The organism is Citrobacter sp. CRE-46, from assembly GCF_059615875.1.
Genome location: NZ_CM184341.1, coordinates 324,925 through 341,944, shown reverse-complemented (window position 1 = coordinate 341,944; position 17,020 = coordinate 324,925). Strand labels below are relative to the sequence as shown.

The following is a 17,020-nucleotide window of genomic DNA, read 5'->3' as shown; positions in this document are numbered from 1 at the left end:
GGCCGGGCAAGCGAAACGCCCCCGGCCTCGGATGTTACAACCGCACCGAATCAATATGCCAGATGTTCTCGGCATACTCTTTGATCGTCCTGTCCGAAGAGAAGTACCCCATATTGGCGATGTTTATCATCGACTTCGTGGTCCACTCTTCCGGATGGCGATACAGCTCATCAACCTTATCCTGGCAATCGACATAGCTGCGATAATCCGCCAGCACCTGATAGTGGTCGCCAAAGTTAATCAGCGAATCGACCAGATCACGATAACGTCCAGGCTCCTCAGGGCTGAATACGCCGCTGCCGATCTGCGTCAGCACCTGATGCAACTCTTCATCTTTCTCGTAATACTCACGCGGCTTGTAGCCCTGAACGCGTAAAGCCTCAACCTCTTCCGCCGTATTACCAAAGATAAAGATATTCTCCGCACCCACATGTTCCAGCATCTCAACGTTGGCGCCATCCAGCGTCCCGATGGTCAGCGCGCCGTTGAGCGCAAATTTCATATTACTGGTCCCGGAGGCTTCGGTCCCGGCCAGCGAAATCTGCTCAGACAAGTCGGCAGCAGGAATAATCACCTGCGCCAGACTGACGCTGTAGTTGGGGATAAACACGACCTTCAATTTATCGCCAATCTGCGGATCGTTGTTGATCACCTTCGCGACATCGTTGATCAAATGAATGATGTGCTTCGCCATGTAATAGGCTGAAGCCGCTTTACCCGCGAAGATATTCACGCGCGGCACCCACTCGGCGTCTGGATCGGCCTTGATGCGGTTGTAGCGGGTGATCACATGCAGCACATTCATTAGCTGACGTTTGTACTCGTGAATACGCTTGATCTGCACATCAAACAGCGATTTCGGGTTCACTACCACGTTCAACTGCTGGGCGATGAGCGTTGCCAGTCGCTTTTTGTTCTCCAGCTTCGCACGACGCACAGCCTGATTCACTAACGGGAAATCACAGTGCTGCTCAAGCTCGCTGAGCTGGCTGAGATCGGTACGCCAGGTGCGGCCAATGTTCTCATCCAGTACGTCAGAAAGCGATGGGTTCGCCAGCGCCAGCCAGCGACGCGGCGTCACACCGTTGGTCACGTTGCAGAAGCGGGTCGGGAAAATCTTCGCAAAGTCAGCAAACAGCGACTGCACCATCAGGTTGGAGTGCAGTTCAGACACACCATTCACCTTGTGGCTCACCACCACCGCCAGCCATGCCATACGCACACGACGACCGTTAGATTCATCGATAATCGACGTCCGTCCCAGCAGAGCGGTATCGTTCGGATACTGCTCCTGCAGCGTCTTCAGGAAGTAGTCGTTAATCTCAAAAATGATTTGCAAATGGCGCGGCAGGATTTTGCCCAGCATATCCACCGGCCAGGTCTCCAGCGCTTCGCTCATCAAGGTGTGGTTGGTATACGAGAAGACCTGACAGCACACCTCAAACGCGTCGTCCCAACTGAACTTGTGTTCATCGATCAGCAGACGCATCAGCTCAGGGATCGACAGCACCGGGTGGGTGTCGTTAAGGTGAATGGCGATTTTATCGGCCAGGTTGTCGTAGGTTTTATGCAGTTGATAATGGCGGTTCAGGATGTCCTGCACCGTTGAGGAGACGAGGAAATACTCCTGGCGCAACCGCAGCTCGCGTCCCGAATAGGTAGAGTCATCCGGATACAGTACGCGGGAGACGTTCTCGGAGTGGTTTTTATCTTCCACCGCCGCAAAGTAGTCGCCCTGGTTAAATTTACCGAGGTTGATTTCGCTACTGGCCTGGGCATTCCACAGGCGCAGCGTGTTGGTGGCGTCAGTGTCATAACCGGGGATAATCTGGTCGTAGGCCACTGCGAGGATCTCTTCGGTCTCAATCCAACGCGTTTTCTTGCCTTCCATCTGCACGCGGCCGCCGAAGCGCACTTTGTAGCGCGTGTTGTGGCGTTTGAATTCCCACGGGTTACCGTATTCCAGCCAATAGTCCGGGGACTCTTTTTGTCGACCATCGACAATGTTCTGTTTAAACATGCCATAGTCATAACGGATACCGTAGCCACGTCCGGGCAGACCCAGCGTTGCCAGTGAGTCGAGGAAGCAGGCTGCCAGGCGTCCGAGGCCACCGTTACCGAGACCGGGGTCATTCTCTTCGTCGATCAGATCTTCCAGATCTAATCCCATACCTTCCAGCGCACTTTTAACATCGTCGTAAATCCCCAACGATAACAGCGCATTGGAAAGCGTGCGCCCAATCAGAAACTCCATTGACAGATAATAAACCTGACGGGTTTCCTGGGATAATTGCGCACGGTTAGAACGCAGCCAGCGCTCCACGAGACGATCGCGCACCGCGAATAACGTGGCGTTCAGCCACTCATGTTTGTTGGCAATGACCGGGTCCTTACCAATCGTGAACATCAGTTTGTAGGCAATAGAATGCTTAAGTGCCTCGACGCTGAGTGTGGGCGATGCATAAGTAAATGGAGCGTTCATATAGGTGATTCCTGGATATCTATTTCAAGCGGTAGTAAAGCTCGCGGTAAGACTTCGCCGCGACTTGCCAGCTAAAATCCATGGTCATGGCCTGGCGTTGTACAAACCGCCAAAGCGAAGGCCGGGACCACAATACGAAAGCACGCCGGATCGCGCGTAGCAGCGACCAGGCATTACTGTCTTCAAAGACAAACCCACTGGCGATACCGTCCGCCAAGTTTTCCAGCGAACTGTCAGAGACCGTATCCGCCAGCCCACCGGTACGCCGCACCAGCGGCAGCGTGCCATACTTCAGCCCATACAACTGCGTTAAGCCGCACGGTTCAAAACGGCTGGGTACCAGAATGACGTCGGCCCCGCCCATGATGCGGTGCGAGAAGGCTTCGTGATAACCAATTTGCACCCCTACCTGTCCGGGATGTTCCGCCGCAGCGGCCAGGAAGCCTTCCTGTAATACTGGATCGCCCGCGCCAAGCAGCGCCAGTTGCCCCCCCTGCTCTAACAGACCCGGCAGAGCCTCCAACACCAGATCCAGCCCTTTCTGACTGGTCAGACGGCTCACGACAGCAAACAGCGGCACTTTATCGTTAACCTTAAGTCCCATCGCAATTTGTAGCTGACGTTTGTTCTCCGCCTTCTCATCCAGCGTGTCGCGTGTATAACGCGAGGCCAGTAGCAGATCGGTTTCCGGGCTCCATATTTTTTCATCCACGCCGTTCAGCACGCCGGAAAGTCGCCCTTCCCGATGACGCTGTTGCAACAGACCTTCCATGCCGTAGGCAAACTGCGGCTCGGTAATCTCCCGCGCGTAGGTCGGACTCACCGCCGTGATGTGGTCGGCGTAGTACAACCCGGCCTTCAGGAACGAAATCTGCCCGTTAAACTCCAGCCCGTGCACATTAAAGAACGACCATGGCAATTGGATGTCATCCATATGCTTTGCATAAAACATGCCTTGATACGCCAGGTTGTGTACGGTGAACACCGATTTCGCCGGATGGCCGCGGGCCGCCAGATACGCCGGGGCCAGACCGGCATGCCAGTCGTGCGCATGCACCACATCCGGGCGCCAGAATGGGTCAAGCCCGCAGGCCATTTCACATCCGGCCCAGCCGAGCAACGCAAAACGCAGGACGTTATCGGTATAAGCGAACAGGTTGGTGTCGTGATACGGACTACCCGGACGGTCATAGAGATGCGGCGCGTCCACGAGGTAAATGCCGACGCCGTTGTAATGCCCGAACAGCAGCGTAATTCTGCCTGCAAAAGTATCGCGACGCGTCACCACCTGAGCATCAGGAATGCCGCGACGGATATCCGGAAACGCCGGGAGCAGCACGCGGGCATCTACACCGTCCGCAATTTGCGCGGCCGGTAACGCCCCAAGAACATCCGCCAGTCCCCCGGTTTTTAGCAGGGGGAACATCTCTGAACATACGTGTAAAACCTGCATTATCGCTCCTGTTTGATTTGCAGTTTGCGCAGCATTTCACGCGTGACCAGCACAATGCCTTCTTCTGAGCGGTAGAAGCGACGAGCATCCTCTTCCGCATTTTCACCAATCACCATGCCTTCAGGGATAACGCAGGCACGGTCAATGATGCAACGACGTAACCGGCATGAACGTCCTACCCATACTTCAGGCAACAACACTGCCGAATCAATGTTACAGAATGAATTCACCCGCACTCGCGGGAACAGAACGGACTGCACCACCACCGAACCAGAAATAATACAGCCGCCGGAGACCAGCGAGTTCAGCGTCATTCCGTGGCTACCGGAACGATCCTGCACAAATTTCGCCGGCGGCAGAGATTCCATATGCGTACGGATTGGCCAGTCCTGGTCGTACATATCCAGTTCAGGCGTCACCGAGGCCAGATCGAGGTTGGCCTTCCAGTAAGCTTCCAGCGTTCCCACATCGCGCCAGTACGGCTCGGATTCCGGGTCAGACTGTACGCAGGACAACGGGAAGGGATGTGCATACGCCATGCCAGCTTCGGTGATTTTTGGGATGATGTCTTTACCGAAATCGTGACTGGAGTTTTCATCGAGGTCATCTTCCGCCAGTAACTCATACAGGTAATCGGCGTTAAAAACGTAGATCCCCATGCTGGCAAGAGATTTGGTCGGGTCACCCGGCATGGCTGGCGGGTTGGCAGGTTTTTCAACGAACTCGATAATTTTGTCGCTGTCGTCCACGTCCATCACACCAAACGCGCTGGCCTCTTCGATAGGCACCGGCATACAGGCCACGGTGCAACGCGCCCCCTTCTCGACGTGGTCGATCAGCATACGCGAGTAGTCCTGCTTATAAATATGATCGCCTGCAAGGATCACTACATATTCCGCTTTGTAGCGGCGAATGATGTCCAGGTTTTGGGTTACCGCATCCGCCGTGCCGCGATACCAGTTTTCACCCTGCATTCTCTGCTGCGCAGGCAGCAGATCGACAAACTCGTTCATCTCTTCGCTAAAGAACGACCAGCCGCGCTGAATATGCTGTACCAGCGTGTGCGACTGGTATTGCGTGATCACGCCGATACGGCGGATGCCGGAGTTAATACAGTTGGATAAAGCAAAATCGATAATGCGGAATTTACCGCCAAAGTGCACGGCCGGCTTGGCACGTTTATTGGTCAAATCTTTCAGGCGGGTACCGCGGCCACCGGCCAGGATCAGGGCAACAGATTTTAATGGCAGCTGGCGCGCCAACATAACACGATCGTTCTTCTCTAAACTCACCATGACTAACTCCTTTTTTATCCTCTATGGAACACACACAGTCCGTGCGCAGGTCCCTGCCAGACAGCCGTAAGCACCGGATTGTCCTCTCCGGCAAATGGGGGAATAGCTCGCCATTCCCCTTCAGGTAAAACGATATCTGTCACCTCAAGCGTGGCGTTTATTGCAATCAGGAAACGGTCGGAAAGCAGGATTTGCATCTGCCTCGGGCCGTTTTGCCACTCATCCGCACTTAAGGGTTGTGCGTACTTATTCAGCCAATGAACATTGCCATCGCCCTCTTCCCACCAGCAATCGCCCGTTAATGCGGGGATTTGCTGGCGAAGATGAATCAACGCGGCGGTAAAGGTGGTTAGCCCACCGTTTGCCTGCTGCCAGTCCAGCCAGGTTAAGGCGTTATCCTGACAGTAAGCGTTATTGTTGCCGTGCTGGCTATGGCCATGCTCGTCACCGGCCAGCAGCATCGGCGTCCCTTGAGAAAGCAACAGCGTGCTCAACAGCGCATGAATGCTGTCGCGCCGCCGTTCAATCAGGTCCAGCGTGCCGCCTAACCCTTCTTTACCATGATTATCACTGTAGTTATTGCTAGTGCCGTCGCGATTTTCCTCACCATTCGCTTCATTGTGCTTATTTGTGAAGCACACACAGTCACGTAGGGTAAAACCATCGTGCGCGGTCACCAGATTGACCGTGGCGCTGGGTTTGCGGCCATTGCGTTTAAACACGTCGCTGGAGGCGGCAAAACGCCCGGCGAATTCTCCCAAAGAGAGATTACGCTGGAGCCAGAAACGTCGCGTCGCATCGCGAAAATGGTCATTCCACTCGGCAAACGGCGGTGGAAAGTTCCCCACCTGATACCCGCCTTCACCGATATCCCACGGTTCCGCAATCAGTTTGACGCGTGAGAGCAGCGGACAGTTTTGGATTGCAGTGAACAACGGCGCATCCTGACGAAACGTAGGCGTACGTCCCATAACCGACGCTAAATCAAAACGAAAACCATCCACGTGGCAAGTTTCAACCCAGTAACGCAGGCATTCACACGCATACTCGACGACGCCGGGATGGCTCAGATTGAGGGTGTTCCCACAACCGGTCCAGTTGTAGTAATCGCCATCATCCCTGATCCAATAATAGCTACGGTTATCGATTCCGCGCAGTGAGAAGACGGGCCCTTCGAGATCCAGCTCGGCGCTGTGGTTCAAAACGATGTCGAGAATGACCTCAATCCCCGCTTTGTGCAGCGCTTTTACCGCATCACGGAACTCATCCAACGCGCTCTCCGGCGAGCAGGCGTAAGCCGGATGCAACGCGAACATAGCGACCGGGTTGTAGCCCCAGTAGTTCGACAAGCCCAGCCGCTGCAGACGCGGTTCGCTGGCGAAATGCGCCACCGGTAGCAGCTCAAGCGCAGTAATGCCCAGGCGTTTGAAATAGTTGATCATCACCGGATGACCCAGCGCTTTATAGGTTCCGCTAAGCTCTTCCGGCAGCTCAGGATGCAGATACGTCAGTCCTTTCACATGCGCTTCGTAAATCACGGTATTGCCCCACGGCGTGCGCGGCGGGGCATCGTCTTCCCAGTCATAATGGTCGGACACCACCACGCCCTTCAGCGCGATGGCGGCATTATCATGATGATCAGGTTCATTTAGCCCGCCGTGCAGCAGCGGGTTATCTTTTAACTCGCCATCCACCCGGCGCGCATAAGGATCGAGCAACAGTTTCGCCGGGTTAAACCGGTGGCCTTGCTCTGGTTGCCACGGACCATGTACGCGATAGCCATAGCGCAGGCCCGGACGGGCGTTGGCCAGATAACCGTGCCAAATATCGCCGCTACGCCCCGGCAGGTCATAGCGGAGTTCACAGCCTTGCTCATCGAAAACGCATAATTCAACGCGTTCGGCGTGGGCCGAGAAAAGCGTGAAATTGACGCCATGGCCGTCATACGTTGCACCATGCGGGGTGGCGTTGCCGGTTGCCAGATGCGTCATTCCCCCTCCCGAACCAGCCAGATCGTCGCCAACGGCGGCAACGTCAGGCTCAGTGAGTGCTGGCGGCCATGACTGGCGATTTCATCGCTATGCACCGCGCCGCCGTTACCGGTATTGCTACCGTGGTAATGCATCGAATCGGTATTGAGGATTTCACGCCATTTGCCCGGCTGATTGATACCGAAGCGATAGCCGTGGCGAGGTACTGGCGTAAAATTGCTGATAACGATAATTTCGTTGCCGGCCTTGTCACGACGAACAAAAATCAGCACCGAACGTTCTTTATCGTCAACCACCAGCCATTCAAAACCATAGCTGTCAAAGTCGAGTTCATGCAGCGCCTTGTGATGGCGATAAGTATGGTTCAGGTCACGCACCAGACGTTGCACCCCGTGGTGCCAGTTATCGCCGCCTTCCAGTAAGTGCCAGTCCAGACTGACGTCGTGATTCCATTCACGTCCCTGAGCAAACTCGTTGCCCATAAACAGCAGTTTCTTACCCGGGAAGGCCCACATCCAGCCGTAGTAAGCGCGCAGGTTGGCAAACTTCTGCCATGCGTCTCCCGGCATGCGGTCGAGAATGGATTTTTTACCGTGCACCACTTCATCGTGCGACAGCGGCAGAACAAAGTTTTCGGTGTAGTTGTACAGCATGCCGAAGGTCAGCTTGTCGTGATGATACTGACGATAAACCGGATCCAGTTTCATGTAGTCCAGCGTGTCGTGCATCCAGCCGAGGTTCCACTTATACCAGAACCCTAAACCGCCCATGTCCTGCGGTCTTGATACGCCGGCAAAGTCGGTTGACTCTTCCGCCATGCTTACGGCGCCGGGCACCTGCTCGCCAAGAATACGGTTGGTATTGCGTAAAAATTCAATCGCTTCGAGGTTCTCACGACCACCAAATTCATTCGGGACCCATTCCCCTTCTTTGCGGCTGTAGTCGCGATAAATCATCGATGCCACGGCATCCACGCGCAGCGCGTCAATCCCAAAACGTTCAATCCAGTACAGGGCGTTACCCACCAGATAGTTGCTGACCTCACGGCGGCCGTAGTTGTAGATCAGCGTATTCCAGTCCTGGTGATACCCTTCACGCGGGTCACTGTGCTCATACAACCTGGTGCCATCAAACTCTGCCAGACCAAAATCATCCGACGGGAAATGGCCCGGAACCCAGTCCAGAATGACGTTCAGCCCCGCCTGATGCGCGGCATTCACAAAATAGCGGAAATCATCACGCGTCCCGAAACGACGGGTCGGCGCATACATGCCGGTTGGCTGGTAGCCCCAACTGCCGTCGAACGGATGCTCGTTAATCGGCAACAGCTCGAGATGAGTAAAGCCCATCCACTTGGCGTAAGGAATCAGTTGATCCGCCAGTTCGCGGTAGCTCAGCCAGAAGTTGTTATCAGTATGACGACGCCATGACCCCAGATGCACCTCGTAGATAGAGATCGGCGCATCAAACTGGTTGGCTTTTTTGCGCTCCTCGCTTTGCACCACTTTTTCGGGCAGGCCGCAGATAAGCGACGCGGTCTCCGGGCGCATCTGCGCTTCGAAGGCGTAAGGGTCAGCTTTAATGCGCAACTTACCGTTAGCATCGATCATCTCGTACTTATACAGCTGACCATGCTGTGCGCCGGGGATAAACAGCTCCCAGATACCGCTCTCTTTACGCAGACGCATCGGGTGGCGACGGCCATCCCAGTAGTTGAACTGCCCGACCACCGAAACACGTTGGGCGTTGGGCGCCCAGACTGAGAAACGCGTGCCGGTTACGCCATCCATGGTATCCGCATGCGCGCCCAGCGTTTCGTAAGGACGCAGGTGCGTACCTTCAGATAGCAGCCAGGCATCCATATCCTGGATTAGCGGACCAAAACGATAAGGGTCATCAATAAGATTCTGCTGGCCATGCCAGACAACGGCTAACTGATAACGAAAGAAATTTTTACGGCGGGGAAGTACAGCACAGAAAAAACCGCGAGAGTCGAGGCAGTCCAGCTTGCCGACTTTACGTCCGGTTTTGGGTTCGATCACCCACACTTCTGTGGCGTCTGGAAGTAAGGCGCGGACTTCAAGTCCCGCGTCAGTTTGATGCATACCGAGTACGGAAAAAGGATCCGCAAAATGGCCTGCAATTAGCGCATTAATCACGTCTCTATCGATACGAACGGACATGGTTGTCATCCTGTTTTATGGTGTCACGCCTTCCAACTGATTTTCGACATCAGGTAGTGACACTTTTTTTGACCTGAACGGCGCAGCACAATTGTGCATCCTCTCTGCGTCGTCCCACCTTCAGGCAACAACTTAATACCTCCGGTACTAAGTCCCCCTTAAAGAATAGCCAATGCTTTATCTTACTCCTGGTAAAAAATGAAACATCTGCGCTTACTCCTGTATTACGCAAAAAAAGGGGTGATTCCTCACCCCTTGATCGTTAACAAATTATTACGCCAACTGGCGCAGCATACGGCGCAATGGCTCCGCAGCACCCCACAGCAACTGATCGCCCACGGTAAAGGCTGACAGGAACTCCGGTCCCATATTCAGCTTACGCAGACGGCCTACTGGCGTGGTCAGCGTACCGGTAACGGCCGCCGGGGTTAACTCACGCATGGTGATCTCCCGATCGTTTGGCACTACTTTGGCCCACGGATTGTGCGCCGCCAGCAGCTCTTCCACGGTCGGAATAGACACATCTTTTTTCAGTTTAATGGTGAACGCCTGGCTGTGGCAGCGCAGTGCGCCGACGCGCACACACAGACCATCAACCGGGATCACGGCAGAGGTGTTGAGAATTTTGTTGGTTTCCGCCTGTCCCTTCCACTCTTCACGGCTCTGACCGTTATCGAGCTGTTTGTCGATCCACGGAATCAGGCTCCCGGCCAGCGGTACGCCAAAGTTATCAACCGGCAGTTCGCCGCTGCGGGACAGGGTCGTCACTTTACGTTCGATATCGAGAATAGCAGAAGAAGGGGTCGCCAGTTCATCGGCCACATGGCCATACAGATGGCCCATCTGGGACAGCAGTTCACGCATGTGGCGCGCGCCGCCGCCGGAAGCCGCCTGATAGGTCGCCACGGAAACCCAGTCGACCAGGTCATTGGCAAACAGGCCGCCGAGGGACATCAGCATCAGGCTAACGGTACAGTTACCGCCGACAAAAGTCTTAATACCTTTGTTCAGACCGTCGGTAATCACATCCTGGTTAACCGGATCGAGAATGATGATGGCATCGTCTTTCATGCGCAGCGAGGAGGCCGCGTCAATCCAGTAACCCTGCCAACCGCTTTCACGAAGCTTTGGATAGATTTCGTTGGTATAATCGCCGCCCTGACAGGTCACGATGATATCGAGCGCCTTCAGCGCGTCCAGATCAAAAGCGTCCTGAAGCGTGCCGGTCGCGGTTCCACCGAACGTCGGTGCCGCCTGCCCGAGCTGGGAAGTAGAAAAGAAAACAGGGCGAATGGCGTCGAAGTCACGCTCCTCAACCATGCGTTGCATGAGAACAGAGCCGACCATACCGCGCCAGCCGATAAAACCAACATTTTTCATAGCGTTTTTTTCCTGCGAAGATGTGTGCTGTGTATGTATGCCAGTGTCCTGGTGGCATATCCTTCACCATACAAAATGCAGCCAAAGTCGCAAGTGAAATTAATCAATGATAGCGAAGCCATCAGTAATGCGACTTATCCCGCTGCGCAAGCAAGCAGAAAGTCCGCGGTAATTATCAGGGAATTTGAGTTATGAATGAAATCATTTCAGCGGCAGTTTTATTGATCCTGATTATGGATCCGCTCGGAAATCTGCCCATTTTCATGTCCGTATTGAAACATACCGAACCAAAACGCCGCCGCGCGATTATGATTCGCGAGCTGTTTATTGCGCTGTTGGTGATGCTGATATTCCTGTTTGCGGGCGAGAAAATTCTGGCATTTCTTAACCTGCGTGCAGAAACCGTCTCGATCTCCGGGGGCATCATTTTGTTCCTGATCGCCATTAAGATGATTTTCCCCAGCGCCACCGGGAACAGCACCGGCCTTCCGGCAGGCGAAGAGCCATTTATCGTACCGCTGGCAATCCCGCTGGTGGCCGGGCCGACAATCCTGGCCTCGTTGATGCTGTTATCACATCAGTACCCAAATCAGATGGGGCATCTGGTGATTGCGCTGCTGATCGCCTGGGGCGGGACATTTGTGATTTTGCTGCAGTCGTCGCTGTTTTTACGCCTGCTGGGCGAGAAAGGGGTGAATGCGCTGGAGCGTCTGATGGGATTGATTCTGGTGATGATGGCGACCCAGATGTTCCTCGATGGCGTACGGATGTGGATGAAGGGGTGACCGTTTTGAAGCTGGAGAGCATGGCATTTCAGAGAACGATTCCGTTCACGTTATGTTCATTGCTTCTCTGTGATCTCGTCACCAGTGAACGTGTTAAGGGGGCTACGCAGCCCCCTTAACAATCCCGGCTCCCGGCAGGAAAATTGCCACTTCGTGGTTCCCTCCACTTATTCCTCCAGGCTTCCGGGCCGGGCGCGAGGCAGCGTCCATGCAAAACGCGCCCTGAACCCGCATCCCTGCGGGTTCTCCCGGCCTTACGGAAACGCGTCGGCAATTTTCAGCCGGACCAGCCCACACCTGACCACCTGAGCTTTTACTTGAATACCTCTGAACAGCAAAACGGATATAGCTGAAAGCCAGAGCGCTGAAGCGACACCCTGGTCCGGCTGAAAATCGATGAGGTGTTGACGGCTGACCGGGTCTGCCCGCAGGGATGCGGGCAGAGGGGACGGCCTGCATGAATGCAGGCTCGGCCCCGACCCGACAGGCAGACGGAATAAGACGAATAACTCGCGCAGCGACGGTTTTCCCGCCGGGAGCCTGGGTTGCAAGGGAGGCGGCGGTGAGCCTCCCTTGCACGTTCACGGGCATCAGCGCTTCAGAGAAATGACACCACTGAGGTGAACGGAACCCTGAGCAATAATCACATGTTCACCCTACATGCTTAACTGAACGGCATTGCACTGTAATACCAGGTATTCCTTATGCTTTTAAACCGCTGAGAAAACGTATTTTCATTTCTGCGAAGCGCCTTCCGGAATACCCTCTTGTCAGCATCGCGGATAAGCATTATCTTCTCGCTGCACCTGCAAAATCAGGTGCCAGGATTGGTCCCCTGATTACCTCATTCGCGATAAAATTCACTTTTGTCGTGCGACCAGCTACACCTCAATGGTGGGCTGGACGGTGGCGTCACAAGACGCACCGGTATCCAATGAGGCCGGTAGGACCAACTCCGTTCAGCCCGCCACCCAAAGGTTGGTCCCTTCGGTGGTGGTAAATTTCACTCATTGGAGGCTGCCCTATGGCGACTACCCCTCTCTTTTCACACTCTTTATTTACCCTGCCCTTTAGCCATGCCACGGACTTCACCGAACTGGCGGATAACTGCGAGCGTTTTGTCGAAGGGCTGGTTGAATGTCATGACCCGGTTGAAAAACTGGCGATTTGTGCACGTCTGTCGGCCTGTCTCGCGTTATTGCAACCGACCTTAACGGAGCCTGTACCGCAGCATCTACAGGCCAGTCTGACGGTAGAAACATTCCCGACCCGTTTTCCCCTTTTCGAGCCTGAGCCAGATCAGATGGGGCGTTACTGCCAGCTTTTAACGCATTTGCTGATGAGCAAAACGCTTTCTGATGATATGGAGCGGGTGGCGGGTGATTTGCTGCAGGATTTGGTGGGGTATTTCGCCGACACACTGAAAGCGCCGCGTTGGTTGAAAACCGAGGATGGTGTGATGGTGCTGTAAAAAAGCCGGGTGGCGGCTTCGCCTGACCCGGCCTACGATGTGGATATGTGCTCGTTTCCAGGCCCGGTAAGCGCAGCGCCACCGGGCAACAAGACTCAGCTCAACAGCTGGAAGGCAATCATACCAACAATCGCGCCGACCGTACCGAGGATGGTTTCCATCATCGTCCAGGTCTTCAGCGTTTGCGCTTCGGTCGCGCCGGTGAATTTCCCGAACAGCCAGAAACCAGCGTCGTTAACGTGGCTGACGACGATTGAGCCGCCTGCGATACAGATAGACAGCGCCGCCATCTGCGCGCCGGAGTAGTTCAGTTGCTCAATCACCGGCATGACCAGACCGACCGCCGTTAAGCAGGCCACGGTCGCGGACCCCTGAATGATACGTACCGCCGCCGCCAGCACGAAGCAGGTAATGGCAATAGGCAGCCCCATACCGGTTAACGCTTCACCCAGGGCCGGGCCAACGCCGGAATCAACCAGCACCTGCTTGAACACGCCGCCCGCACCAATCACCAGCAGAATAATCCCCGCCGGTTGCAGCGCGTGACCACAAATCTCCATCACCCGATCTTTTGCCATGCCCTGGCGCACTGCCAGGCCGTAAATCGCCACCAGACAGGCAACCAGAATCGCGGTAAACGGGTGACCGATAAACTCGAACCATTCATAGGTTGAAGAACCGACCGGCACAAAGCGCGCGGCGATGGTTTTCAGGCCAACCAGTACTAACGGCAGCAGGATCAGCGCCAGACTGAAGCCAAAGGAGGGCATTTTGCCTTCGCCCAGATGCGGCTCGGTAATGTCTTCTGGCACATGCAGTTCAACGTAACGGCTGATGAAATTGCCCCACAGCGGCCCGGCAATAATCATGCCCGGAATGGCTGCGCACAGGCCAATCAGGATCATCCAGCCAAAGTCAGCGTGCATTTGGGATGCCAGCAGCATCGGCGCAGGTCCCGGCAGCAGGAACGCCGCAGCGGCCGCCACCCCCGCAAACAGCGGAATAACCAGCTTCACCAGGTTCGTTCCGGTGTGACGCGCCATTGAGAACGCCACGCTTATCAGCAGCACAATCGCCACTTCAAAGAACAGCGGTAGCGCGCAAATCAGGCCGGCCAGGCCAATCGCATAATGCGCGCGGCTGTGACCGAAAGATTTCAGCATCTTGACGGCAATCTGATCGACCGCGCCGGTCTCGTGCAAAATCTTGCCAAACATCGCTCCCAGCGCCACCACAATCGCCAGGAAGCCGAGCGTGCCTCCCATCCCTTTTTCCATGGTCGCCGCGATTTTATCAAGCGGCATACCGGAAAAGAGACCTGCACCAATAGACACCACCATCAAAGCAACAAAGGCATGCATACGCGCCTTCATCACCAAAAACAGCAGTAATAAAACAGACCCTACTGCTGTTAAAACAAGCGTTAATGTAGTCACTACTTACTGCCCTGGTTAATCACTTCAATGGTGCTAGCTACCACACCGTCCAGCGGCTGATCGATATCAACCACCAGAACATCTTTTTCATTCGCATCCGGTTCTTCCAGCGCTTCGAACTGGGTTACCAGCATTTGCGTTTTGAAGAAGTGCCCTTTACGTGCCTTCAGGCGACTTTCGATTACGTCAAAATCGCCCTTCAGGTAAATGAATGAGAGGCTCGGGTTACCGTCACGCAGCTGATCGCGATAGACTTTTTTTAGCGCAGAACAGACGATCAGCGACACCTTATTGGTACGCTGCATCGCAAAAGCGGCGTCATTCAGCGCCTGTAACCACGGTTTACGGTCGTCATCGTTGAGTGGCTCACCGGAAGCCATTTTCATGATGTTGCTGCGCGGATGGAGAAAATCGCCATCAAGAAACGCGGCCTGCAGTTGATGCGCCACTTCACTTGCGACAGCAGATTTACCGCTGCCTGATACGCCCATCAGAACGTAAACGTGGTGATCATGATTAGTCGTGCTCAAAGCGTTGCCCCCACTGGTACAAGAATCAGGAAATTGTTACGGGTAACTGTTATCGGTAACATTGTCCAGCCGGATAAATAGAGAAGCAATATCCATTCGTGCCCGAAGTGAATAAGTGTGAGCTACTTCAAAGTTGTTGGCTTAAATAGATCCACCCGGTGACAAGGTGAAACCTAAATCTAACATTTTAGGTGTGACTGCTTCACCTCGGATGCGCGCCAGCAGGCGTTCTGCGCCAATGCTGCCCATTCGTTCACGCGGCGTGAGCACACTCGCCAGACGCGGCTCCATTACCTGACCGATATCATGGCCGTGGAAACCGGCAATCGCCATATCGTCAGGGATTCTCAGCCCTAAACGCTGACATTCAAAGGCCGCCCCTACCGCCAGGTCATCGTTGGTACAGAACACACCATCCAGTTGCGGATATTCACGCCGCGCCTGACGGATAAGTTCAATACCGGATGAGTAAGATGAAGACTGCTCCACCATCACGCTGTACGGCACCAGATTGGCATCGCGCATAGCCTGTTCGTAGCCCCTCTGTTTGATGATAGTACGTTCATCAAGACGCGCGCCAAGATAAGCAACATGACGGTGCCCACGGGCGATGATAGCGGCGGTCATCTGACGTGCGGCCTCGAAGTTATCAAAACCGACGGCGATATCCAGACACGGGGACTGACTGTCCATCAGCTCGACGACCGGGATACCCGCGACTTCGATCATTTTCAGCGTACGGGGTGTATGGCTACGTTCAGTGAGGATCAGACCATCGATATTCCACGACAGCATCGACTCCAGACGCTCTTGCTCCATTTCGGGCTTATAGCCGTAGTGCGCCAGCATGGTTTGATAACCATGCGCGTCGGTGACGGCCTCAATGCCGCGTAACACTTCTGCAAAAACCTGGTTGGTGAGAGAAGGTAACAGCACGCCGATAGCGCGACTGGTGGCGTTAGACAGGATATCAGGTGCGCGATTGGGAATATAACCCAGCTCATCAAGTGCAGCGGCAATTTTGCCCCGCAGCGCCACGGAGACCTGCTCCGGGTTACGCAAAAAGCGACTGACCGTCATTTTGGTCACGCCCACGCGGTCGGCTACATCCTGAAGTACGGGTCTTTTCTTTTTCATCGTCCTGAAGCGTTAAAAAGGGATAGATTTGCCCAGTTTACCACGGACGCACGGAATTAATGACAAACGATGAAAAGCCGGATGGCAACGCTTTCGCGTCTTATCCGGCCTACATCAGGTTACAGCACGTTATACCGGTGGCAGGTCAAACAGTAACACTTCGCTGTCGCTATCGGCATGAATCGAAATTGCCTGCTCATCCCAGATTGCCAGACCATCGCTGGTGGTGGCTTTAGTTCCGTTAATGGTGACATTGCCTTTTACCACCTGGATCCAGACGCGGCGCTCGGCGGCAATCTGATGCACCGACTGCTCATCTTTGAGCAGCGCCCAGCGGTACAACTCCATATCCTGGTACACTTTCAGCGAACCATCGCGGGCATCCGGCGACAGCACCAGTTGTTTGCCCTGCACCGCATCGAAACGGCGCTGTTCATAGCGTGGCGTAATCCCGTTTTCCTGCGGCATGATCCAGATTTGATACAGGTGCAGTTTCTCAGTATTGCTCGGGTTGTACTCCGAGTGTCGGATCCCCGTCCCGGCGCTCATAATCTGGAATTCACCGGCCGGAACCTGCTCTTTGTTGCCCATGCTGTCCTGATGCTCCACCACGCCTTCCAGTACGTAGGTCAGGATTTCCATGTCTTTATGGGGGTGAGTGCCAAAGCCCTGACCTGCGTCGATCACGTCATCGTTAATCACGCGCAGTGCCGAGAACCCCATAAAGTTCGGGTCATAGTAGTTAGCAAAAGAAAAGGTATGCCAGGAATCGAGCCAGCCATGATTCGCATGACCACGGTCGTTCGCTTTGCGTAAATAGATCATTATGTTCACCCCCAGATGTTTTCGATGGAGTAAGTGTGGACCCAATCCGTCT

At 54.6% G+C, this 17,020-nt stretch carries 12 protein-coding genes and 1 pseudogene; 3 read left to right on the top strand and 10 right to left on the bottom strand.

The window, feature by feature from the left end:
- Positions 1-34: 34 nt before the first annotated feature.
- The 6 genes from glgP to asd form a co-directional block, all read right to left on the bottom strand.
- A complete protein-coding gene (gene glgP / locus AC534G_RS01610; RefSeq protein WP_087856281.1) occupies positions 35-2,482 on the bottom strand; it encodes a glycogen phosphorylase in 2,448 nt (815 codons plus the stop codon).
- Between the two features lie 19 nt (positions 2,483-2,501).
- The gene (glgA, locus tag AC534G_RS01605; protein ID WP_038634926.1) at positions 2,502-3,935 is read right to left on the bottom strand and encodes a glycogen synthase GlgA; all 1,434 of its coding nucleotides are present in this window, start codon (positions 3,933-3,935) and stop codon (positions 2,502-2,504) included.
- Entirely contained in the window at positions 3,935-5,230 is a 1,296-nt protein-coding gene (gene glgC / locus AC534G_RS01600) for a glucose-1-phosphate adenylyltransferase (RefSeq protein WP_006687433.1), read from the bottom strand. The genes glgA and glgC overlap by 1 nt, the downstream gene beginning before the upstream one ends.
- 14 nt (positions 5,231-5,244) lie before the next feature.
- The gene (glgX, locus tag AC534G_RS01595; RefSeq protein ID WP_199981060.1) at positions 5,245-7,221 is read right to left on the bottom strand and encodes a glycogen debranching protein GlgX; all 1,977 of its coding nucleotides are present in this window, start codon (positions 7,219-7,221) and stop codon (positions 5,245-5,247) included.
- On the bottom strand, positions 7,218-9,404 hold the full coding sequence (gene glgB, locus AC534G_RS01590; protein ID WP_038634934.1) for a 1,4-alpha-glucan branching enzyme: 2,187 nt from the start codon (positions 9,402-9,404) through the stop codon (positions 7,218-7,220). The genes glgX and glgB overlap by 4 nt, the downstream gene beginning before the upstream one ends.
- Positions 9,405-9,677: 273 nt before the next feature.
- On the bottom strand, positions 9,678-10,784 hold the full coding sequence (asd, locus tag AC534G_RS01585) for an aspartate-semialdehyde dehydrogenase (protein ID WP_069323790.1): 1,107 nt from the start codon (positions 10,782-10,784) through the stop codon (positions 9,678-9,680).
- Between the two features lie 191 nt (positions 10,785-10,975).
- Between asd and yhgN the strand changes: the two genes are divergently transcribed.
- The 3 genes and pseudogenes from yhgN to AC534G_RS01570 all read left to right on the top strand — a co-directional run.
- Positions 10,976-11,569, top strand: a complete 594-nt coding sequence (gene yhgN / locus AC534G_RS01580; RefSeq protein WP_003023480.1) for an NAAT family transporter YhgN — start codon at positions 10,976-10,978, stop codon at positions 11,567-11,569.
- A 1,024-nt stretch (positions 11,570-12,593) separates the two neighbouring features.
- Positions 12,594-13,040 carry a hypothetical protein gene (locus tag AC534G_RS01575; protein ID WP_038634939.1) on the top strand — a complete coding sequence of 149 codons (447 nt, stop codon included), beginning with the start codon at positions 12,594-12,596 and terminating at the stop codon, positions 13,038-13,040.
- Positions 13,034-13,213 (top strand): annotated as a pseudogene (locus AC534G_RS01570) (MarC family protein); the annotation flags it as partial. The gene AC534G_RS01575 and the pseudogene AC534G_RS01570, both read left to right, overlap by 7 nt.
- On the opposite strand, the gene gntU reads toward AC534G_RS01570, so the two are convergent.
- The 4 genes from gntU to yhhW form a co-directional block, all read right to left on the bottom strand.
- Positions 13,136-14,476 (bottom strand): gluconate transporter, encoded by a 1,341-nt coding sequence (gene gntU / locus AC534G_RS01565; RefSeq protein ID WP_032940610.1) that lies wholly within the window; start codon positions 14,474-14,476, stop codon positions 13,136-13,138. The pseudogene AC534G_RS01570 and the gene gntU sit on opposite strands and share 78 nt — an antisense overlap.
- A complete protein-coding gene (gene gntK, locus AC534G_RS01560; RefSeq protein ID WP_110496616.1) occupies positions 14,476-15,006 on the bottom strand; it encodes a gluconokinase in 531 nt (176 codons plus the stop codon). The genes gntU and gntK overlap by 1 nt, the downstream gene beginning before the upstream one ends.
- Before the next feature lie 141 nt (positions 15,007-15,147).
- On the bottom strand, positions 15,148-16,143 hold the full coding sequence (gntR, locus tag AC534G_RS01555) for a gluconate operon transcriptional repressor GntR (protein ID WP_038634949.1): 996 nt from the start codon (positions 16,141-16,143) through the stop codon (positions 15,148-15,150).
- 129 nt (positions 16,144-16,272) lie between these two features.
- Positions 16,273-16,968 carry a quercetin 2,3-dioxygenase gene (yhhW, locus tag AC534G_RS01550; protein ID WP_085049023.1) on the bottom strand — a complete coding sequence of 232 codons (696 nt, stop codon included), beginning with the start codon at positions 16,966-16,968 and terminating at the stop codon, positions 16,273-16,275.
- Positions 16,969-17,020: the final 52 nt, after the last annotated feature.